The 22757-nt window shown below is 59.0% G+C and carries 25 protein-coding genes; 13 read left to right on the forward strand and 12 right to left on the reverse strand.

The window, feature by feature from the left end:
* Positions 1-5: 5 nt before the first annotated feature.
* The 3 genes from T18_RS11030 to T18_RS11040 all read right to left on the reverse strand — a co-directional run bounded on the left by T18_RS11030 (position 6) and on the right by T18_RS11040 (position 2887).
* Positions 6-935: a prephenate/arogenate dehydrogenase family protein gene (locus T18_RS11030; protein ID WP_003511341.1), complete on the reverse strand. Its 930-nt coding sequence runs from the start codon at positions 933-935 to the stop codon at positions 6-8.
* Entirely contained in the window at positions 935-2041 is a 1107-nt protein-coding gene (hisC, locus tag T18_RS11035) for a histidinol-phosphate transaminase (protein WP_003511343.1), read from the reverse strand. The genes T18_RS11030 and hisC overlap by 1 nt, the downstream gene beginning before the upstream one ends.
* An 84-nt stretch (positions 2042-2125) precedes the next feature.
* Entirely contained in the window at positions 2126-2887 is a 762-nt protein-coding gene (locus T18_RS11040) for a class I SAM-dependent methyltransferase (RefSeq protein WP_003511344.1), read from the reverse strand.
* Between the two features lie 107 nt (positions 2888-2994).
* On the opposite strand from T18_RS11040, the gene gloB reads away from it, so the two are divergent.
* Together gloB and T18_RS11050 are read left to right on the forward strand one after the other, a co-directional pair.
* Positions 2995-3765 (forward strand): hydroxyacylglutathione hydrolase, encoded by a 771-nt coding sequence (gene gloB, locus T18_RS11045; RefSeq protein ID WP_003511345.1) that lies wholly within the window; start codon positions 2995-2997, stop codon positions 3763-3765.
* Complete coding sequence (locus T18_RS11050; RefSeq protein WP_038494198.1) at positions 3765-4205, forward strand: cupin domain-containing protein; 441 nt, start codon at positions 3765-3767, stop codon at positions 4203-4205. The genes gloB and T18_RS11050 overlap by 1 nt, the downstream gene beginning before the upstream one ends.
* Positions 4206-4210: 5 nt before the next feature.
* Here T18_RS11050 and T18_RS11055 read toward each other — a convergent pair whose 3' ends face one another.
* The gene (locus T18_RS11055) at positions 4211-4984 is read right to left on the reverse strand and encodes a DUF3108 domain-containing protein (RefSeq protein ID WP_013761795.1); all 774 of its coding nucleotides are present in this window, start codon (positions 4982-4984) and stop codon (positions 4211-4213) included.
* A 251-nt stretch (positions 4985-5235) separates the two neighbouring features.
* Between T18_RS11055 and rpmB the strand changes: the two genes are divergently transcribed.
* The 3 genes from rpmB (at position 5236) to T18_RS11070 (ending at position 6724) form a co-directional block, all read left to right on the forward strand.
* Positions 5236-5526, forward strand: a complete 291-nt coding sequence (rpmB, locus tag T18_RS11060) for a 50S ribosomal protein L28 (protein ID WP_003509888.1) — start codon at positions 5236-5238, stop codon at positions 5524-5526.
* A 111-nt stretch (positions 5527-5637) separates the two neighbouring features.
* A complete protein-coding gene (locus T18_RS11065; protein ID WP_003511348.1) occupies positions 5638-6276 on the forward strand; it encodes a queuosine precursor transporter in 639 nt (212 codons plus the stop codon).
* Between the two features lie 115 nt (positions 6277-6391).
* Positions 6392-6724 (forward strand): pentapeptide repeat-containing protein, encoded by a 333-nt coding sequence (locus tag T18_RS11070; RefSeq protein ID WP_038494201.1) that lies wholly within the window; start codon positions 6392-6394, stop codon positions 6722-6724.
* 4 nt (positions 6725-6728) lie between these two features.
* Here T18_RS11070 and T18_RS11075 read toward each other — a convergent pair whose 3' ends face one another.
* The 4 genes from T18_RS11075 to T18_RS11090 all read right to left on the reverse strand — a co-directional run bounded on the left by T18_RS11075 (position 6729) and on the right by T18_RS11090 (position 11449).
* A complete protein-coding gene (locus tag T18_RS11075; protein ID WP_003511350.1) occupies positions 6729-7706 on the reverse strand; it encodes an esterase-like activity of phytase family protein in 978 nt (325 codons plus the stop codon).
* A gap of 37 nt (positions 7707-7743) precedes the next feature.
* Positions 7744-9645: a cobaltochelatase subunit CobT gene (cobT, locus tag T18_RS11080; RefSeq protein ID WP_038494204.1), complete on the reverse strand. Its 1902-nt coding sequence runs from the start codon at positions 9643-9645 to the stop codon at positions 7744-7746.
* A 107-nt stretch (positions 9646-9752) separates the two neighbouring features.
* On the reverse strand, positions 9753-10742 hold the full coding sequence (gene cobS / locus T18_RS11085) for a cobaltochelatase subunit CobS (RefSeq protein WP_003511352.1): 990 nt from the start codon (positions 10740-10742) through the stop codon (positions 9753-9755).
* 68 nt (positions 10743-10810) lie between these two features.
* A complete protein-coding gene (locus tag T18_RS11090) occupies positions 10811-11449 on the reverse strand; it encodes a J domain-containing protein (protein ID WP_013761799.1) in 639 nt (212 codons plus the stop codon).
* Positions 11450-11564: 115 nt separating this feature from the next.
* On the opposite strand from T18_RS11090, the gene T18_RS11095 reads away from it, so the two are divergent.
* Positions 11565-11846 carry a BolA family protein gene (locus T18_RS11095; protein WP_003511354.1) on the forward strand — a complete coding sequence of 94 codons (282 nt, stop codon included), beginning with the start codon at positions 11565-11567 and terminating at the stop codon, positions 11844-11846.
* A 19-nt stretch (positions 11847-11865) separates the two neighbouring features.
* Here the strand turns inward: T18_RS11095 and aroB are convergent, their stop codons facing one another.
* Positions 11866-12999, reverse strand: a complete 1134-nt coding sequence (aroB, locus tag T18_RS11100; protein WP_003511355.1) for a 3-dehydroquinate synthase — start codon at positions 12997-12999, stop codon at positions 11866-11868.
* 5 nt (positions 13000-13004) lie between these two features.
* Positions 13005-13586 carry a shikimate kinase gene (locus T18_RS11105; protein WP_003511357.1) on the reverse strand — a complete coding sequence of 194 codons (582 nt, stop codon included), beginning with the start codon at positions 13584-13586 and terminating at the stop codon, positions 13005-13007.
* 188 nt (positions 13587-13774) lie between these two features.
* On the opposite strand from T18_RS11105, the gene T18_RS11110 reads away from it, so the two are divergent.
* The 5 genes from T18_RS11110 to T18_RS11130 all read left to right on the forward strand — a co-directional run bounded on the left by T18_RS11110 (position 13775) and on the right by T18_RS11130 (position 17779).
* Complete coding sequence (locus T18_RS11110; protein ID WP_003511358.1) at positions 13775-13948, forward strand: hypothetical protein; 174 nt, start codon at positions 13775-13777, stop codon at positions 13946-13948.
* A gap of 11 nt (positions 13949-13959) precedes the next feature.
* Positions 13960-14940, forward strand: coding sequence for a site-specific tyrosine recombinase XerD (gene xerD, locus T18_RS11115; RefSeq protein WP_003511359.1), 981 nt, complete (start codon positions 13960-13962; stop codon positions 14938-14940).
* 63 nt (positions 14941-15003) lie between these two features.
* Positions 15004-15957: an acetyl-CoA carboxylase carboxyltransferase subunit alpha gene (locus tag T18_RS11120; RefSeq protein WP_003511360.1), complete on the forward strand. Its 954-nt coding sequence runs from the start codon at positions 15004-15006 to the stop codon at positions 15955-15957.
* Between the two features lie 290 nt (positions 15958-16247).
* On the forward strand, positions 16248-17546 hold the full coding sequence (locus tag T18_RS11125; protein WP_003511361.1) for a L,D-transpeptidase family protein: 1299 nt from the start codon (positions 16248-16250) through the stop codon (positions 17544-17546).
* Complete coding sequence (locus tag T18_RS11130; protein ID WP_003511363.1) at positions 17543-17779, forward strand: sulfurtransferase TusA family protein; 237 nt, start codon at positions 17543-17545, stop codon at positions 17777-17779. The genes T18_RS11125 and T18_RS11130 overlap by 4 nt, the downstream gene beginning before the upstream one ends.
* Positions 17780-17886: 107 nt before the next feature.
* On the opposite strand, the gene T18_RS11135 is transcribed toward T18_RS11130, so the two are convergent.
* Positions 17887-19059, reverse strand: a complete 1173-nt coding sequence (locus T18_RS11135; RefSeq protein ID WP_038494207.1) for a CobW family GTP-binding protein — start codon at positions 19057-19059, stop codon at positions 17887-17889.
* A 208-nt stretch (positions 19060-19267) separates the two neighbouring features.
* On the reverse strand, positions 19268-20326 hold the full coding sequence (locus T18_RS11140) for a D-alanyl-D-alanine carboxypeptidase family protein (protein WP_046205618.1): 1059 nt from the start codon (positions 20324-20326) through the stop codon (positions 19268-19270).
* 224 nt (positions 20327-20550) lie between these two features.
* Here T18_RS11140 and T18_RS11145 point away from each other — a divergent pair, with 224 nt between their 5' ends.
* Both T18_RS11145 and T18_RS11150 read left to right on the forward strand, forming a co-directional pair.
* On the forward strand, positions 20551-21714 hold the full coding sequence (locus T18_RS11145; RefSeq protein ID WP_019564885.1) for a M20 aminoacylase family protein: 1164 nt from the start codon (positions 20551-20553) through the stop codon (positions 21712-21714).
* 683 nt (positions 21715-22397) lie between these two features.
* Positions 22398-22694 carry a hypothetical protein gene (locus T18_RS11150; protein WP_003511367.1) on the forward strand — a complete coding sequence of 99 codons (297 nt, stop codon included), beginning with the start codon at positions 22398-22400 and terminating at the stop codon, positions 22692-22694.
* Positions 22695-22757: the final 63 nt, after the last annotated feature.

Genomic DNA, 22757 nt, shown 5'->3' on the forward strand with positions numbered 1-22757 from the left:
GCGCCCTACTTCTTCTGATCCAGCGCGTGACGCCCAAAGTCAGGCGTATCGACGTCCTGACCGGCCTCGATGATGGAGCGGCGGATGGAGCGTGTGCGGGAAAACAGTTCGAACAACTTGTCGCCCTCCCCCCAGCGGATCGCCCTTTGCAGCGAAGCAAGGTCTTCCGAGAACCGTGCCAGCATTTCGAGGATAGCATCCTTGTTGTGCAAGCAGACATCGCGCCACATGGTGGGGTCCGAGGCGGCGAGACGCGTGAAATCTCGGAAGCCGGAAGCGGAATATTTGATGACTTCCGACTCGGTTACCGTCTCCAGATCGTCCGCCGTGCCGACGATGTTGTAGGCGATGATGTGCGGCAGATGCGAGACGATCGCCAGAACCTTGTCGTGGTGTTCGGCATCCATTTCATCCACACGCGAGCCGAGCGCCCGCCAGAAATCCTTGAGCCTTTCCAGCGCCTCCGCATCCGTGCCCGGCAGCGGCGTGAAGATGCACCAGCGCTCGCGGAAAAGACCGGAAAAACCGGCATCTGGGCCGGATTTTTCCGTACCCGCCAGCGGATGGCCGGGAATGAAATGCACATTGTCAGGCATATGCGGCGCCATCTGCGCGATAACAGAGGCCTTGGTAGAGCCGACATCGGTGACGATGGCCCCGGGCTTCAGATGCGGCGCGATCTGCTCGGCAACCGCCCCGGATGAACCGACCGGCACTGAAACGATGACAAGATCAGCATCCCTGACGGCCTGCGCGGCGGATGTCGTATACTCGCTTCCAAGCGCCAGTTCCTCTGCCCGCTTCAGCGTTTCCGCGCTGCGGGTGGAAATCGTGACATGCCGGGCAAGACCCAGTTCCTTGATGTCGCGCGCAATAGACGAGCCGATCAGGCCGATGCCAACAAGCGCGATGCGCTCAAACATGATCTCGCCCATTACGCCTGCCCCATGAACTCGGTGAGCGCGGCGATGACGCCAAGATTGGCTTCTTCCGAACCAACCGTCATACGCAAGGCATTGGGGAAACCGTAACCGCGCACGGCACGCAGGATATAACCGCGGCGGCTCAGGAACTCGTCCGCATCTGGTGCACGCTTGCCATCCTGGTCCGGGAAATGGATGAGGACAAAGTTGGTGACTGATGGCGTGACCTTGAGGCCGAGACCGGTGAAGACCGTCGTGAGTTTCTCCAGCCAGAGCGTGTTGTGAGAGATCGCCTTTTCCAGGAATGCCTGATCGCGGATGGCCGCGGCACCCGCTGCGATCGCCGGCGCGCTCATGTTGAACGGACCACGCACCCGGTTCAGCGCATCGATGATGGCGGCCGGACCATACATCCAGCCGACGCGCAGTGCGGCCAGACCGTAAACCTTGGAGAAGGTGCGCGTCATGACCACGTTGCGGTTCCCAGACACCAGCTCGAGACCGGCCTCGTAGTCGTTCTTGCGTACATATTCGGCATAAGCCGCATCAAGCACGAGCACGACATGTTTCGGCAGACCAGCCTGAAGGCGGCGGATTTCCGCGACCGGAACATAGGTGCCGGTGGGATTGCCGGGATTGGCGATGAAAACCATCTTCGTCCTTGGCGTGACGGCGGCAAGAATGGCGTCCACATCGACGGCGCAATCCTTTTCCTTCACCGTCACCGGCGTTGCGCCCGCACCCATGATCTGGATCTTGTAGACGAGGAAACCGTGTTCGGTGATGATCGCCTCATCGCCCGTACCCAGATAGACGTGGCAGAGCAGGCCAAGAAGCTCATCCGAGCCGTTACCGCACATGATATTCGCTATGTTGAGGCCATGCACGTCTGCAATCGCCTGACGCAGCGCAATCGCCTGTCCGTCGGGATAGATTTCCAGATGGCTGGCGGTGGCGGCGAATGCCTCGATCGCCTTCGGGCTTGGCCCGAGCGGCGTTTCGTTGGAGGAGAGCTTATAAACCTTCGCGACGCCATCCACGTGTTCCTTGCCGGGAACATAAGCGGCGATATCCAGAATACCCGGACGCGGAAGAGGTTGGCTAAGCTCTGCACTCATTTGATCGACCTTCGGAAATGCGCCGGGGAGCCCGGCAAAAGCAATGCCGGAGGCATTAGACCGGAATGGCCCCTTTGTCGAGGGTCAGCGCGGCTTTCCGTGCTTTGCGGCGGTGCGGGTGGTGGGCACACCCTGAGGCGCCAGGACCGGCACGAAAACCCGGCGTGAGGCGCGCTGGGTAACGGGCAATCCCTGATAGAGACGTTTCTGTGCCTCAACCACGATAACGCCGGAAAACAGCGGCCAGAGCCTGCGGCCGGTAAGCTCAAGGTATCGGCGGAATTTCAGTACCGGGCGGCTGGTGGTGGGCGGAAAGAATAGCGCTTCGGCGCTTGCCCCCGGCGTAAAATTGGTCTCGCGCAGAAGCGCCGTCAACTGCCCGCGCGAATAGGGCCGGCCCGAGCCGAAAGGTGTGTGTTCCATGCGTGCCCAGACCCCACGCCTGTTCGGCACCACGATCACCAGACGCCCGCCGGGCGCCAGCACCCGCCAGAGTTCTTTCAGGGTTTCGCGCGGATTTTCGGCAAATTCCAGAGCATGCACCATCAACACCCGGTCTATCGACGAATCGGGTAGCGGCAGCTCCTCGTCAAACACCAGCGCCGTGGAGGAAAGCTCGCCTGCCGGCCAGTTCACCGCTCCCTGCCCCGCCGGCATGAAGGCAAAGGTGCGCTCCGTGTCATGACGGAACCGCTCCAGAAACGGCACGGCGTAACCGAGGCCGACCAGCCTTTCCTCCGGCAAAGGCGGCCAGAGCGATGAAAGCGCCATGGTGATCGCCTGCTCGGCCGAGCGGCCAAGCGGGGAATGATAGAATTCGCGCAGATCGACGATATCGGTGTTCATGGGCGAGAATGTAGCATCAGGCGGTTGGACTTCAAGGCGTCTGCGCCTACATTGAAATTCAGGCGGACAAATGCGCCGGCCAAGGCCGGCAAATGGAGAGGACCACGATGAAACCTTTGGAAATAGACGTCTTTCTTTGCCGCAGTGATAATTTTGGCGTTCTGCTGCACGATCCAGAAAGCGGGGCGACCGCCGCGATCGATGCGCCGGAGGAAGGCCCCATCCTGCAGGCTCTTCATGGGCATGGCTGGAAGCTCACGCATATCTTCACCACCCATCACCATCAGGACCATGTGGAAGCCAATCTGGCGCTGAAGGACAAATTCCAGTGCGAAATACATGGCCCACATGATGAGGCGATTGCGATCCCCGGTCTCGACCGGTCCCAGGCCGATGGCGACGAGTTCGAATTTGCCGGACGGCGCGTTCAGGTCATTGCCACACCCGGTCATACGGCGGGGCATATCTGCTACTACCTTCCCGATGACGGCCTGCTGTTTGCAGCCGATACGCTGTTCGCCATGGGTTGCGGTCGCCTGTTCGAACGTACGGCAACAGATATGTGGCACTCTTTCCAGAAGTTAATGGCGCTGCCGGATGACACGAAAGTCTATTTCGGCCACGAATATACACTTTCGAATGCCCGTTTCGCGCTCACCGTCGATCCTGATAACGCGGCTCTAATCGAGCGCGCCGAAAGCGTCGAAAAGGCGCGGCAGGCGAATGAATTCACCATTCCCACCACCATCGGGCTGGAAAAACAGACCAACCCTTATATGCGGGTGGCCGATGCCGGCATCCGCAGTCATCTTGGCCTTGAAGGCGCAACCGATGCCGAAGTCTTTGCCGAAATCCGCACACGCAAGGACAATTTCTGATGGGCGCCGATCTGTCTTCGGCAGCGATCATTCGCGAACTGGAACTGGAGCCGCACCCCGAGGGCGGCTTTTACCACCAGACATTTCGCGACAAGGCAGGTGGTGAGCGCGGCCATTCGTCGGCGATCTATTATCTTCTGGAAAAGGGGACGCGCTCGCACTGGCATCGCGTCACCGATGCGGTGGAGGTCTGGCACTATTATGCCGGCGCTCCGATCACCCTGCATCTTTCCGAAGATGGCAGGGAGGTACAGACCTTTACCCTCGGCCCCGACATTCTGGAAGGCGAGCGCCCGCAGGTGATCGTGCCTGCCAATTGCTGGCAATCGGCAGAAAGCCTCGGCGACTTCACCCTCGTCGGCTGCACCGTCTCGCCGGGTTTCGCCTTTTCAAGCTTCGTGATGGCCGAACCCGGATGGTCGCCGGGCGATACGCCGTAACTGCATCAGCCGCCATATTTGGTGGCGGTGATGTAGACTTGGCCTACCCGCGTCGGAATGACGGCGTAGACCGGGGCATAGACATCCATATTGTCCGATTTGGCAAACCAGATCTCCATGGAAATGGATTTCAGGTATTCGATATCCTTGCGCCCCTGGCGATAACCCGACTTCGGCACGTAACGCGCCTTGCAGACCACGGCATCGCCGCTGAAGCCATTCGTCTTGAAGGGCTTGGTGCCGCTGGGGCTCAACACCAGATCCAGCCGCGATTCGCCGTCATAGATCGGCAGGCGCGACGGGCAGATGCGGCCGCCGGCGGGAATGATGAGGCCAGAGATTGGATCGAGGACGGAGCGCAGGTCGCCGTCCTTCACATTCACCCAATTGTCCGGCCGCGCCTTCGGCTCCGGTTTCACCGTCGTCGATGTGACGTTGCCGTTGCGATAGACCACATCATAGGTCCGCACCCGCTTGCCGTCCTTGTAAACAAGCGAATATGTGTTCGCCTGCAGCCGATGGCCACGTTTGGCACCCGAAATCGTCGTCTTGCCGGAAATATCCGCCAGAACGCTTGCAAGCCCTGCTGAGCTGAAGGAACCGGAAATCGAATAGTTCGGGCCGTTCATGCGAGTCGAAAAACTCGCCTTGGCAATTGGTAGAATACCGAGATTGATGCTGTATTCGCTTGTATGGCGGGCTTCGGCGGCGAGCGAGGGAGATACGCCTGCAAACGCCATTGTCACAGCCATGAAAATGCTTTTTCCTCTGGCAATCATTTGGATATCACCTTAAAAGAGGCGCGGAAGCGGCCTTATGGGGCGATCATATACGCCGACTTGTGGCAATAAAAAAGCGGATGCCGGTTGAAAACGCCGGAATTTCCTTTCATTTGCTCGCGAGCGGCTTGACTGTTAAGTCCCGTCTGACTATAGAACCGCAACTTTCCAATCATGGCCAGTTGGATTGCCACCACGGTTTTGCCGGTGGCGAGCCAGTGGTGAAACAGACAAACGAAATAGGTGTACCCATGTCCCGTGTATGCGAATTGACCGGCAAGGGCGTCCAGACGGGCAACAACGTCAGCCACGCCAACAACAAGACCAAGCGCCGGTTCCTTCCGAACCTCTGCCAGGTTACGTTGATCTCCGATGCTCTCGGCCAGCGTTTCCGCCTGCGTGTTTCCGCAGCAGCTCTGCGCTCCGTTGAACATCGTGGCGGCCTCGATGCCTTCCTTCTGAAGTCCGGCGAAAACGAACTGAGCATGCGCGCTCGTCTCCTGCGCCGCCAGATCGCCAAGAAGACGGCCGAAGCTGCTTAATTAGCGGTTTCGACATCACTGATATTCAGAAGGCTTGAATGGCTTTTGCCGCTCAAGCCTTTTGCTTGTTCTAATTCGGCTCCAACTGGTGGCATCACCCAGGATAAAAAAATGCCCTACCTGCGCTACACGCTCATTTACGTTCTGCTGATGACACTGGTGGTCGTCGCGTCCAATATTCTGGTGCAATACCCGCTTTCCGGATCGCTGTTCGGCGTCAATCTCGGCGATCTTTTGACCTGGGGTGCCTTTACCTATCCGGTCGCCTTCCTCGTCACAGACCTTACAAACCGCCAGTTCGGCCCGTCAGTCGCGCGCCGCGTCGTACTTGCCGGTTTTATTGTTGGTGTCACACTGTCCTTCTGGACCTCGATCCCGCGTATCGCCGTTGCCTCCGGCACCGCCTATCTGATTGGCCAGCTGCTCGATATTTCCGTATTCAACCGCCTGCGCCGCCAGCGCTGGTGGCACGCACCTCTTGCCGGCTCCATGCTGGGTTCGGTGCTGGATACCGCGCTGTTCTTCTCCATCGCCTTTGCTGCGAGTTTCTCCTTCGTCGGTCCCAACGATGCCTTCGCCATTGAAAATGCCCCCGTGCTCGGCATCTTCGCTCTGGAGGCACCGCGCTGGATTTCCTGGGCGCTCGGCGACCTCTCGGTGAAGATCCTCGTCGGCCTCGTGATGCTCCTGCCCTACGGCGCACTAATGAACACGCTGAAGCCGATGCCAAAGGTCGCCAAATCGGGCTGACACCATTGTCATCCAGGTTTAAGGCTGGGGTGGGAGCGTGGATCGAATCGCGCTTGCAAACCAGCCGACTGCGTTGCAGTCTGCGGTCCGTGGCACAGCTCAGAGGCAGGCAGATATGCAGATCAATGACGTTATCGATATTGTGGAGGCCGCCAGCGCCACGCTTTCAGGCTCCACCTTCAACGACGTCAATCTGTCGGGTACGATGTTCAACGACGTCAATCTCGCCGGAACCAGCTTCAACCAGATCAACTTTTCCGGCGCGTCATTTACCGACAGCAACATGTCCGGCTGGTCGATCGACGATGTTAATCTTTCCGGTCTGAAACTGAGCAACGCCAACCTGTCCGGCGCGCAGATAACAGGATGCCGAATGACCGGGATGAAGATCGACGGCATTCCCGTCGAGGATCTGATGGCTGCCTACAAGGCGGGGCAGCAGGTGTGAACCTTCACTCCACCAACTTGAACTCCAGCATCAGATTGCGCTGGAGAAATGAGTGATTGTCATCGGAAACGATGATGAGGCGCGTGGAACCATCAGGCCCCTTCACCACATCCATGCCTTCCATATTATCGATCTGGTAGACCATGCCCGCTTCCAGCAGGATTTCGCCATCAACCACCGCGCCTGGCCTGATATCGGCAGCCTTGATGCGGCGGATGCGCATCCCCACCCCTTCAGCGAAATTGAAGCGCCGCTCCAGAAGCAGCAGGTCGCCATTGGGCAGGAAAGCGCCGTCCGTCACGTCGAATGAGGGGTGATGGGTGACCGCGAATGTGCCCTTCAACGGGCCTTCCAGTATGGCGGCAAGAAGATTGCCGTCGGCATCGATGCTTTTCTCAGCCACCACGACAAGGGCACCGCCAAGCGGCGAATCGGCCGGCGAGACCGCAAGGGCCTCCATGCCGCCATTGTGGCGCAGTTCGCTGTTGGGAATGAGATGAGGCAGGCGGCTGAGCGGCTTTGAGGTCTCGAACCCCGGATCGGGATAGGCATCGATCCTGTGCCGCTGCTCGTAGCTGACGAATACCTGGCCATCCCGCAGCGCCAGACCTTCCGCATCCATTTCCATCTTGCGGGAAGGTTCACGGCCGCTGGCATCCAGCATGGCAGTGATACGCACGTCAGCCAACCCGGACAGCGCGCCCGACGGGCCGCGTGCGATCTTGCCCGTGAGCCAGTGGCCGGTATCCAGCACGGCAACGAATTCCTGCCCGTTTGGGCGAAAGCGGATGGAGGATATGGCACCGAATAGTTTTTCCGGCGTGCTCATCACCATGCCGCCGATAAATTCCAGCTTGCCGAAACGCTTGGCGCTGGTGCCAACCTCGAAGCCTGACAACAGACGAACGCTGACCGGAACATCGATGGTCGATGCGCCGATGGGAACCGGAACAAGCGCTGCGACAGCAAGAACTGCAGCCATCGCCAGCGATTTACAGGAAGGAAAAGCCCGGCCCCGCTTATCCCGCACGGCGAACCTTGCGGGACGAGCTGACGGTATTGGTATCCTCGAAGAGAGCAGCAAGCTGTTCGGTCATCGCGCCAGCCAGTTCGTCCGCATCCACGATCGTCACGGCGCGACGGTAATAACGCGTCACATCATGGCCGATACCGATCGCCAGAAGCTCCACCGGCGAACGTGTCTCGATCTGTTCGATAACGGCGCGCAGGTGCCGCTCCAGATAATTGCCCGCATTGACCGACAGCGTCGAATCGTCCACCGGCGCACCGTCCGAAATCATCATCATGATCTTGCGCTGCTCGGGGCGGCCGATCAGGCGGTTATGCGCCCACATCAGCGCTTCGCCGTCAATGTTTTCCTTCAGCAGGCCTTCACGCATCATCAGGCCAAGATTGCGCCGTGCACGCCGCCAGGGTGCATCCGCCGACTTGTAGATGATATGGCGCAAATCATTAAGCCGACCCGGCGAGCCGGGTTTGCCGCTGGCCAGCCATTGCTCGCGCGACTGACCGCCCTTCCACGCCTTGGTGGTGAAGCCGAGAATCTCCACCTTCACACCCGACCGTTCCAGCGTACGCGCAAGAATATCGGCGCAGGTGGCCGCAACCGTGATCGGGCGGCCACGCATCGAACCCGAATTGTCGATGACGAGCGAAACCACCGTGTCGCGGAACTTGGTGTCGCGCTCCTTCTTGAAGGAGAGCGGCTGCATGGGATCGATGATAAGCCGTACGAGGCGAGCCGGATCGAGATAGCCCTCTTCCAGATCGAAATCCCACGAACGGTTCTGCTGCGCCATCAGGCGGCGTTGCAGCCGGTTCGCCAGACGTCCGACGGCGCCCTGAAGATGGGCGAGCTGTTTGTCGAGAAACGCGCGCAAGCGGTCAAGCTCCGCCTCGTCGCACAGTTCCTCGGCGTGGATTTCCTCGTCGAATTCCTGCGTGAAGATGCGGTAGTCGACCTTCTCGTTGAAATCGTCGAAGGGGCTGTTGGGGCGGCGGGTCTCGCCGGGCGTCTCGGAATCCTCATCGAGATCGTCGGACATTTCCTCGTCCGACATCTCGGCGCCGTCCATCTCGCCTTCTTCCATCTCCTCCTGCGAGGCCTCGCTTTCATCAGCGGGCGTCGCATCGGAACCGGCTTCTTCCTCGACCTGTTCTTCTTCGGTCTCGTTAGTGCGCGGCTGCTCCTCGTCGGATTCTGCCTCCTGGCTTTCCGGCTCGTTATCGTCGTCGCCGAATTCCTCCGCCATCTGCATGGAGGTCAGCATCTTGCGCACCAGCCGCGAAAAAGCCTTCTGGTCGCCAATCACCTTGGAAAGGTCGCTCAGGTCGCCGGCGGCCTTGTCCTCGATGAAGTCGCGCCACAGGTCGAGAACCTTGCCGGCACTGGCCGGTGGCTTTTCGCCGGTCAGCTTCTCGCGCACCAAAAGGGCGACGGCTTCGGCAAGCGGTGCATCGTCCTTCGTGTTGATGCCCGAAAAATTCGCCTTGGCATATTTTTCCGTGTTCATGGCCTGAATGTTGGAGGCCATGCCCGGCATGCGCAGTGCACCGATGGATTCCACCCGCGCCTGCTCAACAGCGTCAAAGATCAACCGCGCCTCGGCACCCTGCGGCGACATCACCGCATGGGTGTCAGCGTCATGGCAGGCAAGGCGAAGCGCCATGGAATCGCCAAGGCCACGGGTGACGGCGATTTCCTGCGCGGTGGGTTTCTTGGAAATTTCCGGCAGGCGCATGCGCTCTCCGGCAAGGCCAGGCCGCTCATTGGCGAAAACGACCTCAACCTCTGCATCGCCGGCAACCGATCGCACACATCCGGCAATCGCCTGACGCAACGGTTCGGTATCGACCGCCGTACCCGGTTTTGCTCTGGAATTGTCGCCGCGCGCTGCCATTGTCTTTCCTGTCAGTTGTCGACGCTTCGGAGCCGCCCATCCAAGGATGCGCGGCCCGCCGGCGTCTTCAAGTCATCGGTGATGTTCTCCGGACAAGCCGGGGAAGATCAGGCGCTGAGAACGATGTTCGCAGCACTTTCCTTCAGCTCGACGCCGAAAGCCCGCTGATATTGTTCGGCAACCAGCGTGCGCTCCAGTTCGTCGCACTTGTTGAGGAAGGTCACGCGGAACGCAAAGGCGAGATCGCCAAAGATTTCCGCATTTTCCGCCCAGGTAATGACGGTACGCGGGCTCATGACCGTGGAAAGGTCGCCGTTGACGAAGGCCGAACGGGTAAGATCGGCCACACGCACCATCTTGGAGACGGTTTCGCGACCCTTCGGGTTGTTGAGGCTCTTTACCTTGGCGGCAATGATGTTCACTTCCTGCTCATGCGGCAGGTAGTTCAGCGTGGTGACGATGGACCAGCGGTCCATCTGCGCCTGGTTGATCTGCTGCGTGCCGTGGTAAAGGCCCGTCGTGTCGCCGAGGCCGACCGTGTTGGCGGTCGCAAAAATGCGGAAGGCGGGGTGAGGACGGATAACGCGGCTCTGGTCGAGCAGCGTCAGGCGGCCCGAGGATTCCAGCACGCGCTGGATGACGAACATCACGTCCGGGCGACCGGCATCGTATTCGTCGAAGACCAGCGCGACATTGTGCTGGTAGGCCCAGGGCAAAATGCCGTCCTTGAATTCGGTGACCTGCTTGCCGTCTTTAAGAACGATGGCGTCCTTGCCGACGAGGTCGATACGGCTGACGTGGCTGTCAAGATTGACGCGCACGCAGGGCCAGTTCAGGCGGGCAGCTACCTGCTCAATATGGGTGGACTTTCCCGTGCCGTGAAAGCCGGAAACCATGACGCGTCGGTTGTGAGCAAAACCGGCAAGAATAGCGAGCGTCGTATCGCGGTCGAAAAGATAGTCGGGATCAAGGTCGGGCACATAGGCGTCGCCCTGCGAATAGGCGGGAACCCGCAGATCCGTATCAATGCCGAAAACCTCCCGCACGGACACCGTCGTGTCGGGCAGGTTGGAAATATCAAGGTCGATTTTGCTCATCACGTCTCCAAGGCGGGCGGCGGCCACCCGGCCACATCATCAATCAGGCGGTAAACACGAACGTTGGCTTAGCAGAAACCTGACTGCTTTAACAATTGATATGCTTGAACAACAGCCCGAAAACGTTCTTCCGAGCCGCGATCGCCACCATTAGCATCAGGATGGTGCTTTTTGACAAGCTCCTTATAGCGCCTTTTTATCTCTTCCTGCTTTGCACCCGCAGAAAGGCCGAGCGTATCGAAGGCTTTCGCCTCCAGCGTCTTCAACTTGCGGTCCTGCTGCAGGCGCTGGCCGCCGGCCTTTGCCCCGTTTGCAAAACCATTCGTGAAGCCAAAAGGATCGCGGATGCGGGCATTGGCCGCGCCCGCCGCGCCGGAACGCAGCGTGGAGTGCAGCGGGCTGTCGCGCGCAGTCTTGTTCACGCCAACCGTCCAGGTGGGACGATGGCCGGTGATCGCTTCCTTCTGGTAACGGGCGATCTCGGTGTCAGACAGGCCGGAGAAATAATTATAGCCCTTATTGTATTCCTTCACATGCTCGAAACAGAACAGGAAGAATTGCCCCTCGGCATTGCGGCCGACAGGTGCACGGTGAGCGCCCGGCTTGTCGCATCCGTCCCACTGGCAGGTCGGGGCCTGAACCTCAGGTTCCCTATCCCTTTTTCTGCGTGTACGGATGCGGTCGAAATATTTCGAATCCAGTTTCATGATGCCCTGATTATGGGGTGCGAAAAGGCGCACAACAAGAATTGACAAAGCGGAATGTTGCAGGCTTTTAGGTAGCCCCTTTTAAAGACCAGCCAACAGGATTGGAGCCCATCGCATGTCCCTGCGAGAACGCATAGAAACAAAGCTTCGGCAGAGCTTTTCGCCGCAACGCCTGGTGGTGATCGATGAAAGCCAGATGCATGCCGGCCATCAGCCGGACATAACCGGCACCGGCGAGACGCATATGCGTGTTCAGATAGTGTCTGAAAGCTTCGCAGGCAAGTCACGCATTGAGCGCCACCGGGCGATCAATGCACTTTTGAAACCGGAACTCGACGCCGGGCTGCATGCCCTCGCCATCGAGGCGGCGGCGCCGGGGGAGCCGACGCGGTTCTAGGCAACGCGCGCCTTAAGCCTCAGCCGGGATGCTTTTCCGACAGGAAAGACTGCACCTCGGACGTCGCGACATCGTCGGCCACGAAGGACTGGCCGATGCCGTGAGTTAGGATGAAGGTGAGCTTGCCGCCCTTGACCTTCTTGTCCTGCGCAATTGCCGCCATCAGCATCTCGACCGGCGGCAGTTCACCTGGAATATCCTTCATTGACACTGGCAGACCAACCGCCTTGAGGTGCGCTTCGACGCGCGCGGCATCATCAGGGCTTGCAAGGTTGAGGCGGGCGGAAAACTGGTGCGCCAGCACCATGCCGATGGCGACACCTTCGCCGTGCACCAGCCGCTTGCTGTCATAATTCGTTGCTGCCTCCAGCGCGTGGCCGAATGTGTGGCCGAGGTTCAGAAGGGCGCGTACGCCGTTTTCCTTCTCGTCGGCCACCACCACATCGGCCTTCGCCTGGCAGCTTGTGGCAATCGCCTGGATGCGGGCGGGACCGCCGGTGCGGATTTCATCCCAGTTCTTTTCCAGCCAGAAGAAGAAGTCCGGCTTGTCGATCAAGCCGTATTTCACCACCTCGGCGTAACCGGCGCGGAATTCGCGCTCGCTCAGCGTATCGAGCACCGCCGTATCGGCCAGCACCAGATCGGGCTGATGGAAAACGCCGACAAGGTTCTTGCCTTGGCGGGTATTGATGCCCGTCTTGCCGCCGACGGAGGAATCCACCTGCGACAGAAGCGAGGTCGGTATCTGCACGAAACGCACGCCGCGACGCACGATGCCCGCCGCAAAACCGGCGAGATCGCCGATAACACCGCCGCCAAGTGCAATCACCGCATCGTTGCGCTCCACCCGTGCGGAGAGAACGGCATCGCAAACAGTGACCAGATGTTCGAAGCTCTTGGTCTTCTCGCCTGCGGGCAAGGTCAGCGAAACGGCTTCGATGCCATCCGTCTGCAGGCCGTCCATCAGGCCTTCGAGGTAAAGCGGTGCAACATGCTCGTCAGTGATGATAGCGGCACGCCTGCCCTTCAGCCGCGACGAAATCTCGCCGCCCGCCCTGCCGATCAGGCCCGGTCCGATCAGAATGTCGTAAGCGCGCTCACCGAGCGGCACATGGACAAGACGTTCGTCGGTGTGGATTTCGGAAGGCGTCATGATGCTCAGTCTTTCTGTTCAAGGCCGGCGATGGCGGCCAGCACTTCGGTCACGATGATCTCCTTGCGGACATCGCGGGATTCGATGGTCAGATCCGCTTCCGCATAGATCGGATACCGTTTCTCCATCAGGGCCGCCAGCGTGGCCTTGGGGTTTTCGGTCTTGAGAAGCGGGCGATGATCACGCTTGTTGACCCTTTCCCACAAAACCTCGATATCGGCCTTCAGCCACAGCGACACACTGCCGCGCGTGATGTGCCGGCGGGTATTGTCGTTGATGAAAGCGCCGCCGCCGGTAGAAATGACCTTGGGGCCACCGCGCAGCAGCCGCTTGACGACCCGCGTTTCCAGCGCCCGGAACTCCTCCTCGCCATAGGTGGCGAAAAGTTCGGCTATCGTCATGCGGGAAACACGCTCGATTTCGACATCCGTGTCGATGAAGGAGACCTTGAGCTGCTGGGCGACCATGCGACCGATCGCGGACTTTCCAGCCCCCATCAGTCCGACAAAGACGACGTTGCGCCCGGCGAGCTTGGCCCGCGCTTGCTCCCCGAGTGTGACCGGGACAGATAAATTCTTTTCATTCATAAAATTGAAAGCCCGTTTGGCATGGATATCTGCAAATGTTTACGAAGCGTCAAGCCAAATTGCTGACTGAATTGCGTTGAATCACATTCATCGCCGCATGCGGCAGCGGCGGACTACCGCTTTTTGATCTTGTCGCCGCTTTCGCTGCACCGCATATACCTTCAGACAGCCACCCTCACGGAGCCGCCATGCCAACCCTCTTCCGCTTCACGATGATACTGGCAACCATCGCGGGGCTGATCTATGGCGGCATGGTGCTGCTGGTCATGTTCGTCAAGCCCAATGATCGCGAGGTGACGGTGCGCATTCCTTCCGAGCGGCTGAACCCGCCGTCGGCGGAGCCGGCAAGGCGCACCCCATGAGTAGCAAAGAGATGAGCGGGCGGGACGGCGCGCGGCTCGAAAGTTTTCTGGAAATGATGAGCGCCGAACGGGGTGCCGCCGCCAATACGCTCTCTTCTTACGAACGCGACCTTTCCGATCTGCGTGAATTTCTCGGTGGCCGAGGCCAGTCCTTGATGGAAGCCGCCACGGCAGACCTGTCGGCCTATCTGACCCATCTTTCCACTCAGGGCTTTGCAGCCACGTCGCAGGCAAGACGCCTGTCTTCCATGCGGCAATTCTACCGGTTCCTCTATTCTGAAGGACTTCGCGGCGACGACCCGACCGGTACCATCGATGCACCCAAGAAGGGCCTCACCTTGCCCAAGACGATGAGCGTCGCGGACGTGACAAAACTTCTTGGCATCGCTGCTGAAGAGGCCGCCTTAACCGGCCCCGGCCAGCTTGCCCGCATCCGCATGCATCTCCTGCTCGAACTTCTCTACGCGACCGGCATGCGCGTCAGCGAACTCGTTTCGCTGCCGGTCAAGGTTTTGCGCCAGGAGGGACGCTTCCTGATGATCCGCGGCAAGGGCAACAAGGACCGCATGGTGTTGCTGTCTCGCGCGGCCATCGAGGCGATGGAAAAATACGACGCGGCCAGGAAGTCGCTCGTACCTGAGAAAAGCAGGACGCCCGCGTCCCCCAAAAAGGCTGACAGTCCGGAAAGTCCGTGGCTGTTTCCTTCAAACAGCAAGGAAGGGCATCTGCCGCGACAGGTTTTCGCCCGCGACCTGAAGGACATTGCCATTCGCGCGGGCCTCAATCCCTCGGCGGTGTCACCGCATGTCCTGCGCCACGCCTTTGCCAGCCACCTTCTGCAGAACGGCGCCGACCTGCGCGCCGTGCAGGAATTGCTCGGCCATTCCGACATTTCCACGACACAAATCTATACACATGTGCTGGAAGAACGCCTGCAAGAGCTGGTACAAACACATCACCCCCTTGCCAAACAGGGCAAAAACCTTGATTAGAGCGACCGGAACCGCCGGATAATCCGGCTCAAACCTTGCGCAAAACGATCGGAAACGGATCTCATGCACAATTATCTCGACTTCGAAAAACCTATCTCGGACCTTGAAGGCAAGATCATCGAGCTGAAGAAGCTTGCCGATGAAGACGAGAGCATAGACACCTCGGAGGAGATCAATCGCCTGGAATCACGCGTCAATGACGCGATGCAGGATATCTATTCCAAGCTGAACGCGTGGCAGAAAACGCAGGTCGCGCGCCATCCGCAGCGCCCGCATTTCGTCGATTACGCCAAGGCGCTGTTCACGGATTTCACGCCACTTGCAGGCGACCGCAAATTTTCCGAAGACGCTGCCATCCAGGCGGGCCTTGCCCGCTTTAATGGCCAGCCCGTCGCCATTATCGGCCAGGAAAAGGGCAATGACACCAAAAGCCGCCTGAAGCACAATTTCGGCAGCCCGCGTCCGGAAGGTTACCGCAAGGCGATCCGCGTGCTGGAACTGGCTGACCGCTTCTCGCTGCCGGTCGTGACCCTTATCGATACCGCTGGTGCCTATCCCGGTGTCGGCGCAGAAGAGCGCGGTCAGGCAGAAGCCATCGCCCGCTCGACGGAAATGTGCCTCAACGTCAAGGTGCCGATCGTCTCCGTCGTCATCGGCGAAGGCGGCTCGGGCGGCGCAATCGCGATCGCCACGGGCAACCGCGTCTACATGCTCGAACATGCGATCTATTCGGTGATTTCGCCGGAAGGTGCCGCTTCCATTCTCTGGCGCGATTCGACCCGTGCCAAGGAAGCCGCGACCAACATGAAAATCACCTCGGAAGATCTGAAGTCGCTTGGCGTCATCGACGGCATCATTCCCGAGCCGATGGGCGGCGCGCATCGTGATCCGGCGGCCGTGATTGGTGCCACCGGCGACGTTATCGCCAAGGCGCTCGCCGATCTTTCGCAGCGCTCGGGCACGCAGCTGCGCGCCGAACGCCGCCAGAAATTCCTGGATATCGGCAGAAACCTTTAGAGCGTTTCCAGTAAAAGTGCGCAGCGGTTTACGTGCGGAAATGCGCAAAAAGAGGCAGTTAGATTTTTTGGTGGATCAAAAAGAAGCCAAAACAATCTAGCTCCAGCCTTATTTTCCTTGAATCTCGCCCCAACTCGGCCATAGTCCGGTCACATCAACAGATGTATCGGCGGCCGCAGGGGCGGGTCCGATTTGAGTTAAGAAGATGTAAACGGTTAATACCGTATTTAAAATACACGCGGGACGGTGTAGAACTCCGTCGCCCGTGCCATCGTCTTTCGGATCAGATCATGCGTTTGACACATTTTGCACTTCTTGCCTGCACCGCGCTCATTCTCAGCGGCTGCAACGATACGCTCGAAACCGTCGAACGCGACGTCTCCCACGTTAAAAACAAGGTTGATTACCCGCTTTCTCCGTCCATTCTTGCCGAGATCGACAAGAAGAACATGGATCGCACCTCGCCGATCATGATCCGCATCTTCAAGGAAGAAGGCGCGTTGGAAATCTGGAAGGCCAAGCGCGACAACCGCTTCGACAAGATTGCCGAATACCAGATTTGCGCCTGGTCCGGCAAACTCGGCCCCAAGGTGAAAGAGGGCGACCGGCAGGCGCCGGAAGGTTTCTACAACCTGACGCCCGCGCACCTCAATCCCAACTCTAAATATTACCTTGCCATCAACACCGGCTTTCCGAACCGCTACGATGCCGCCAACGGCCGCAACGGCACCAATCTGATGATCCATGGCGCCTGCTCGTCCTCCGGCTGCTATTCGATGACGGACGCGCAGATTCTTGAAATCTACGGTTTCGCCCGCGACGCCTTCAAGGGTGGCCAGAAGACCGTTCAGCTGCAGGCCTTTCCCTTCCGTATGACCGCGGAAAACATGGCCCGCCACCGCCAGAGCGAACATCTCGATTTCTGGAAGATGCTGAAGGTCGGTTACGACAATTTCGAAGTCACGAAACGCCCGCCGGAAGTGAATGTCTGCGAGAAGAAATATGTCTTCAACCAGCAGACCGAAGGCGGCACGTTCAACGCATCTGCGCAATGCCCGGCCATGAGCACGCCGCCAGCACTGGTGAGCGCACTTTCTAGCTACGAAAAGACCTATGATCTCGCCTATGAAAAGGCGATGAAGAAATATGACGGCATGGCCTGGTACGACCCGAGCGAGGCGGAGCGCAAGGCGCTGGTTGCCGAAAAGCGCAAGGGCCGCGAACCCGCTTATGCTCCGACCGGCTCGGCGCTGAAAGCGGGCAAGCTGATGAAGGAAACGGAATATGCCGCGCTGATGGAGAAGAAGGCGCAGCAGGTGACCTCGTCTTCGCCGGCGACCACCGCAACCGCGTCTTCTCTGCGGACGCCGCATCCTTCGGCAACCCAGCCCGCAGCTCCGCAATCGAACCCTGCCCCGACGGCCCCGACAATGGTTGCCACTGCTACGCCTGCGGCTTCGGGGCCTGGTCAGAACGGAACTGCCGCCCAGGTCCCTGTGCCGGCCATGAACCCGCTCGCTTTTTCCGCAGCACCGCCAGCGGAAGCGCCGGAAAAGAAGCCGTTCTGGAAGTTCTGGGCCAAGGAATGACCGACACGGCTGACATAGTTTTCGACTTGAGGGGGCTTAAATGCCCCCTTCCGGTTTTAAGAAGCCGTAAAAAACTCGCTGGCCTGCAGGCGGGCGATGTTCTTGTTGTAGAGACGACCGACCCGCTGGCGGTTATCGATATTGCCCATATGTGCAACCAGGATGGGCATAGCCTGGTTGAAACTACGACGTTGACCAAAGGACACCGATTCAGGATCGTGAAGGGAGCGTAATTACCCTCGCTGCCGAGAATACTCCACTCGATCTCCCCATTGAGGGTGAGATACTCGACAGGGTAAAGGGGTGCCCCGCCCGCGGGTTTCAACCACCGTTTTGCGACCTAAAACCTCAACCCCGAAACCGCCAGCGGATTGTCCGTCATCGCCTGCCTGTCCGGACGGTCGATGCGCGGCGTGCCGGTGAACGCAGCAAACAGGTCCTGCACGAACGCCTCCGGCAAATCCTTGGTAATCAGCACCATGCGCGTGCGCTGGTCAGACGGGTCCGGCCATGCCGCGAGGCGCTCGGGTGTGTGGAAAATGTTCTGTACCCCGTGCAGCACAAGGGGTCGGTCTGGATTGTCCGTCAGCTTGACGACGGCCTTCATCCGCAACAACTTTTCCCCATGCGCCGAACGCAGCAAGTCCACGAACATGTCGATCGCCATCGGGGCTATCGGCTGGTCGTGAATGATCGAGAAGGAACGGATCGACGCGTCGTGCCGGTTCACATCGTGGTGGTGATGGTGGCCATCGTGGTCGCCATGATGGTGGTGGTCATGATCGTGGTCGTGGTCGTGGTGATCGTGGTCGTGGTCGTGGTCGTGGTCGTGGTGATCGTGTTCCGCCTCTTCCCCCAGCCAGCGGCCGACATCGGCATTTTTACTGCCGGGATCGTAAAGACCGTGATCCAGCAGTGCGGCAGCACTCCAATCCGCCCGATCACCATCCTCGATCGTCGCGCGCGGGTTTAGCGCCTGAAGGCGGGCCGTCAGCGTGGAAATTGTGGAAGCATCGGCAAGCGCGCGCTTCGTCATCACCAGCCGGTCGGCCACCGCCGCCTGCTTCACCGCTTCCTCGTGATTATCGAGTGTGGACAGGCCGTTCACGGCATCCACAACCGTAATGATGCCGTTCAGAACGAAATTCTGCGCAATCACCGGGTTGCCCATGACAGACTGCATGACGGGAGCGGGATCAGCAAGACCAGTGGTTTCGATCACGACACGCTTCACCGGCTTCAGCTTGCCGGTCTGGATGCCGTCCATCAGTTCCGCCAGAGTATCCACCAGCTCGCCGCGAACGGTGCAGCAAAGGCAGCCTTCCGCCAGTTCGATGATGCCCTCGCCTGCACTTTCAACCAGCATATGGTCGATGCTGACATCGCCGAATTCATTGATGATGATCGCGGCGTCGCTCATATCGGGGTCTTTGAGAAGCCGGTTGAGCAGCGTCGATTTTCCGGCGCCGAGAAATCCGGTGATGATTGAAACCGGTATGCGATCGCGTGACATGTCTTGCCTGTATGTTGATGGCCGCTCCGGCAGATCGTTGGCCGATATTAGATCCGGAACCGCGCAATAATCACAAAAAATCGCCCGGGGCCTGAAGGCCACGAGCGACACTGTAATATCATAACAAACCGAAGCTGCGAATACAGATTCCGCGCAGCGTTCAGGCTTCGCGCGCGCCCTCATCCATAAAGAGTGCGGTTAGGCGAAATCAGAATGTCGGACGCGGGATCGGAATCGGAACGTTGGCCACTTGTCCCTTGGCGCTCGCACCCTTGGCGGTGTTGACCGCCACCGTCTCACTGCCGGGAATGAGACCCGCGAAAGAATATTCCGGCGGACGGGTCATTTCCGTAACGTAGGGCGAATGGATGACCATGCGGCCGGTCTCGTCGCGGCTTTCGCTGCGCACCTTGGCCGCCTTCGGATTGCAGATTTCGGCACTGACGTCGTTTACCTCGGCGGTATCGCCATAGGGTGCCAGCGAGGCGAGTGAAACGCCTTGGCCCGAGGGCGCCGTCAGTCCCATCTGCAGCAGATCAGCGGACTGGTCGGTTCGCCCGGCAAGGCTATCTGCCCCCAGCACCACAGTTATGACCGAACGGCCGTTGCGCACGGCAGAGGACACCTGGTTGAAACCGGATGCGCAGATGAAGCCGGTCTTCATGCCATCTGCGCCATCAAAGCGGCCAACGAGCATATTGAAGTTGGCGTAGTCCTTCTTGCCGGTGGTGACACCTTCCAGCGAGAAATAATGGGCATATTCCGGGAATTCCCGCTTGATGATCAACGCCAGAAGCGCAAGGTCACGCGCCGTCGTATATTGGCCCTTGCCGGGCAGGCCGTTGGCGTTGATGTAACGGGTGGAGCTCATGCCAAGCCGCTGCGCCTGCGCATTCATCTGCGCCACGAAATTATCGCTGGTGCCGCCGATGGTTTCGGCAATCGCCACAGCGATATCATTGGCGGATTTGATAAGCAGCAGCTTCAGCGCGCTGTCCATCGTCAGCTTCTGGCCGGGCTTGAAATACATTTTCGAGGCCGGCTGGTCGGCCGCCTTCTTGCTCATCACCACTTCCGTCTGCGGGCTGAGCTTGCCGGCCTTCATCTGCGAAAAGGCGATATAGGCGGTCATCAGCTTGGTCAGCGAGGCCGGATACCACTTGCGGAACGCTTCCTGGTGGGAAATCACCTTGCCGGTTTTGACATCGACCACCATTTTCGGATTGGCATTCGCCACGGGTGCAGCGGCAACAAGGCCGGCGGTCATGATGGCAATGGCTGCGGAGAGCCGTCGGGCGGCGTTTGGCGATTTAAGATTCTGTGGCAAGGCTTATCCTCGAATTCCCGTCTTCAGTCAGGGAATGGCAATATTCACCATATATGTCCTAGCAATGGCAAAGTACATTGATTACGTCAATTATGCGGCGCACTATCCACCGCGGAGGATAGGCTTTTACGCCATGCCGCACCGATGAACCCAGGAATGAACGAATGCCGATTTTGAACAGAGCCGCCGAACTTCAGCAGGAAGTCAGCGAATGGCGGCGTCACCTGCATGAAAATCCCGAGATTTTGTATGATGTCGACAACACCGCAGCTTTCGTTGCGGACAAGCTGAAATCTTTCGGCGTTGACGAAATCGTGACCGGTCTTGGCCGCACGGGCGTGGTCGGCATCATCAGAGGCAATATTCCGGGCAATCGCACCATCGGCTTTAGGGCGGATATGGATGCTCTTCCCATCCTTGAGGAAACCGGCAAACCCTGGGCTTCCAAAACCGCAGGCGCCATGCATGCCTGCGGCCACGACGGCCACACCGCCATGCTGCTTGGCGCCGCCAAATATCTCGCGGAAACCCGCAATTTCACCGGGTCCATCGCGGTCATCTTCCAGCCCGCCGAAGAAGGCGGCGCGGGTGCGCTCGCCATGGTCGAGGACGGCCTGATGGAGCGGTTCGGCATCGATGAGGTCTACGGCATGCACAATATGCCGGGTATTCCGCTCGGCTCGTTCGCCATCCGCAAGGGCGGTATCATGGCGGCACCGGACAAGTTCTCGATCACTGTCAAAGGTCGTGGCGGCCATGCGGCCCAGCCGCACCGCACGATCGACCCGATCACCATCGGTGCACAGATCGTCGGCAATCTGCAGATGATCGCCTCGCGCAATGCAGATCCGATCCGATCCGTGGTCGTGTCCGTCACCCGCTTTCACGCCGGCTCCAGCCACAACATCATTCCCAACGACGCGTTGATTGCCGGCACGGTGCGTAGTCTGGACGAGACGGTGCGTGATCTCGCGCAGGATCGCATCAAGCAGATGGCGGAAGGCATAGCGCTTGCAAATGGAGCGGAAGCCGAAGTCGTCTATGAGCGTTATTGCCCGGTGACCTTCAACCATGCGGACGAGACCGACCACGCCATCCGCGTCGCCCGCGATGTGGCTGGTGAAAAGAACGTCGACCCCGATGTCGACCCTTCCATGGCGGGCGAGGATTTTTCCTTCATGTTGAAGGAAAGACCGGGTGCCTTCATCTTCATCGGCAACGGCGATTCGGCCGGCCTTCACAACCCTGGATACGATTTCAACGACGACGCCATCGCCTACGGCATTTCCTATTGGGTGAAACTTGCCGAGCAACGCCTGACGAACTGACTGCCGGGACGCAAAGAAAGCAGAGGAACAGATCGACCGCGATAAAGAACGCGGTTGATCCGCCGGCTACGGCAGGTTAAAGAGCAATTCAGTGTCCACGTAGCTCAGCAGGATAGAGCACAGGATTCCTAAGACAAATTGGGGGTTGCGCCCGGAAACGACGCAATCGATCTGCTCAAAGTCGGGGAAAGCTTCGCTGGTCTTCCAGCATGCCAATCCCGAGCCAAGCTCTGGAGAAATCCGGTGAAGGTGTAGAGACTGGATGGGCAGCACCTAAAAGCCGAAAGGCTCATGGTGAAGGGACAGTCCAGACCACGAACGTCCTATCCAATGGAGATGGGCGGCGGCTAAAGCCGAAGTGGTATGAATCCTGGGGTCGGAGGTTCGAATCCTCTCGTGGACACCATTTTCCTGTAAATTCAGTTTAAAACAATAATATAGAAAAGAGCGGAATGTCGTGACCCGCTTCACTGCTCGCCATGCGGCTCTAGTCCTAGACAAACATAATAGCTGTCCCGTTTCGGTCAGCGTGCACACCGGTATTTTCGAACGGCGACCGCATCGATTGGTCACGTTCGTTTTACCAATTAGCTCCGGTCTTTTGCGCGTTTGATCGCAAACACATCTCGTGCATCCACAAACAGCACCTATCTAAGATGCTCACACCCGATGAAGGAGACAGAATGATCAACGAATATGGCCCATACGTACAGATGGGAACGCTTGCAGAGCAGATGGCCACCCGATACCGGATGGACCCAAATCTCGCACTGGAACCGCACCTGTTGCACTATATGGAAGAGGTCGAGGTAAATATCGCCGCCGACAGCTTCGATCATGTTGGGTTCATGGACAAGATCCGCAGCCGGCTGGAAATGACACTGGCGAAGACCGTCGACCCTCGATGCCGAGAATTCCTGCATGCGGTTGTGGCCGCACTTCAGGAGCGTATCGATCGTCATTCACTCGACGTTGCGTGATCGCCGTTCCTCCTTCCACGTTGCGTCAGGTCTCTGCAAATGAACTTCTATGACGCGGGCAGG

The sequence above is a fragment of the Rhizobium sp. TBD182 genome, assembly GCF_001950375.1.
Classification (GTDB): domain Bacteria; phylum Pseudomonadota; class Alphaproteobacteria; order Rhizobiales; family Rhizobiaceae; genus Agrobacterium; species Agrobacterium tumefaciens.

Bases quoted from the DNA above. Each gene is read 5' to 3' on its own strand.
- T18_RS11030 (WP_003511341.1), bottom strand. From the start codon at position 935: ATGGGCGAGATCATGTTTGAGCGCATCGCGCTTGTTGGCATCGGCCTG.
- hisC (WP_003511343.1), bottom strand. From the start codon at position 2,041: ATGAGTGCAGAGCTTAGCCAACCTCTTCCGCGTCCGGGTATTCTGGAT.
- T18_RS11040 (WP_003511344.1), bottom strand. From the start codon at position 2,887: ATGAACACCGATATCGTCGATCTGCGCGAATTCTATCATTCCCCGCTT.
- gloB (WP_003511345.1), top strand. From the start codon at position 2,995: ATGAAACCTTTGGAAATAGACGTCTTTCTTTGCCGCAGTGATAATTTT.
- T18_RS11050 (WP_038494198.1), top strand. From the start codon at position 3,765: ATGGGCGCCGATCTGTCTTCGGCAGCGATCATTCGCGAACTGGAACTG.
- T18_RS11055 (WP_013761795.1), bottom strand. From the start codon at position 4,984: ATGATTGCCAGAGGAAAAAGCATTTTCATGGCTGTGACAATGGCGTTT.
- rpmB (WP_003509888.1), top strand. From the start codon at position 5,236: ATGTCCCGTGTATGCGAATTGACCGGCAAGGGCGTCCAGACGGGCAAC.
- T18_RS11065 (WP_003511348.1), top strand. From the start codon at position 5,638: ATGCCCTACCTGCGCTACACGCTCATTTACGTTCTGCTGATGACACTG.
- T18_RS11070 (WP_038494201.1), top strand. From the start codon at position 6,392: ATGCAGATCAATGACGTTATCGATATTGTGGAGGCCGCCAGCGCCACG.
- T18_RS11075 (WP_003511350.1), bottom strand. From the start codon at position 7,706: ATGGCTGCAGTTCTTGCTGTCGCAGCGCTTGTTCCGGTTCCCATCGGC.
- cobT (WP_038494204.1), bottom strand. From the start codon at position 9,645: ATGGCAGCGCGCGGCGACAATTCCAGAGCAAAACCGGGTACGGCGGTC.
- cobS (WP_003511352.1), bottom strand. From the start codon at position 10,742: ATGAGCAAAATCGACCTTGATATTTCCAACCTGCCCGACACGACGGTG.
- T18_RS11090 (WP_013761799.1), bottom strand. From the start codon at position 11,449: ATGAAACTGGATTCGAAATATTTCGACCGCATCCGTACACGCAGAAAA.
- T18_RS11095 (WP_003511354.1), top strand. From the start codon at position 11,565: ATGTCCCTGCGAGAACGCATAGAAACAAAGCTTCGGCAGAGCTTTTCG.
- aroB (WP_003511355.1), bottom strand. From the start codon at position 12,999: ATGACGCCTTCCGAAATCCACACCGACGAACGTCTTGTCCATGTGCCG.
- T18_RS11105 (WP_003511357.1), bottom strand. From the start codon at position 13,586: ATGAATGAAAAGAATTTATCTGTCCCGGTCACACTCGGGGAGCAAGCG.
- T18_RS11110 (WP_003511358.1), top strand. From the start codon at position 13,775: ATGCCAACCCTCTTCCGCTTCACGATGATACTGGCAACCATCGCGGGG.
- xerD (WP_003511359.1), top strand. From the start codon at position 13,960: ATGAGCGGGCGGGACGGCGCGCGGCTCGAAAGTTTTCTGGAAATGATG.
- T18_RS11120 (WP_003511360.1), top strand. From the start codon at position 15,004: ATGCACAATTATCTCGACTTCGAAAAACCTATCTCGGACCTTGAAGGC.
- T18_RS11125 (WP_003511361.1), top strand. From the start codon at position 16,248: ATGCGTTTGACACATTTTGCACTTCTTGCCTGCACCGCGCTCATTCTC.
- T18_RS11130 (WP_003511363.1), top strand. From the start codon at position 17,543: ATGACCGACACGGCTGACATAGTTTTCGACTTGAGGGGGCTTAAATGC.
- T18_RS11135 (WP_038494207.1), bottom strand. From the start codon at position 19,059: ATGTCACGCGATCGCATACCGGTTTCAATCATCACCGGATTTCTCGGC.
- T18_RS11140 (WP_046205618.1), bottom strand. From the start codon at position 20,326: ATGACCGCCGGCCTTGTTGCCGCTGCACCCGTGGCGAATGCCAATCCG.
- T18_RS11145 (WP_019564885.1), top strand. From the start codon at position 20,551: ATGCCGATTTTGAACAGAGCCGCCGAACTTCAGCAGGAAGTCAGCGAA.
- T18_RS11150 (WP_003511367.1), top strand. From the start codon at position 22,398: ATGATCAACGAATATGGCCCATACGTACAGATGGGAACGCTTGCAGAG.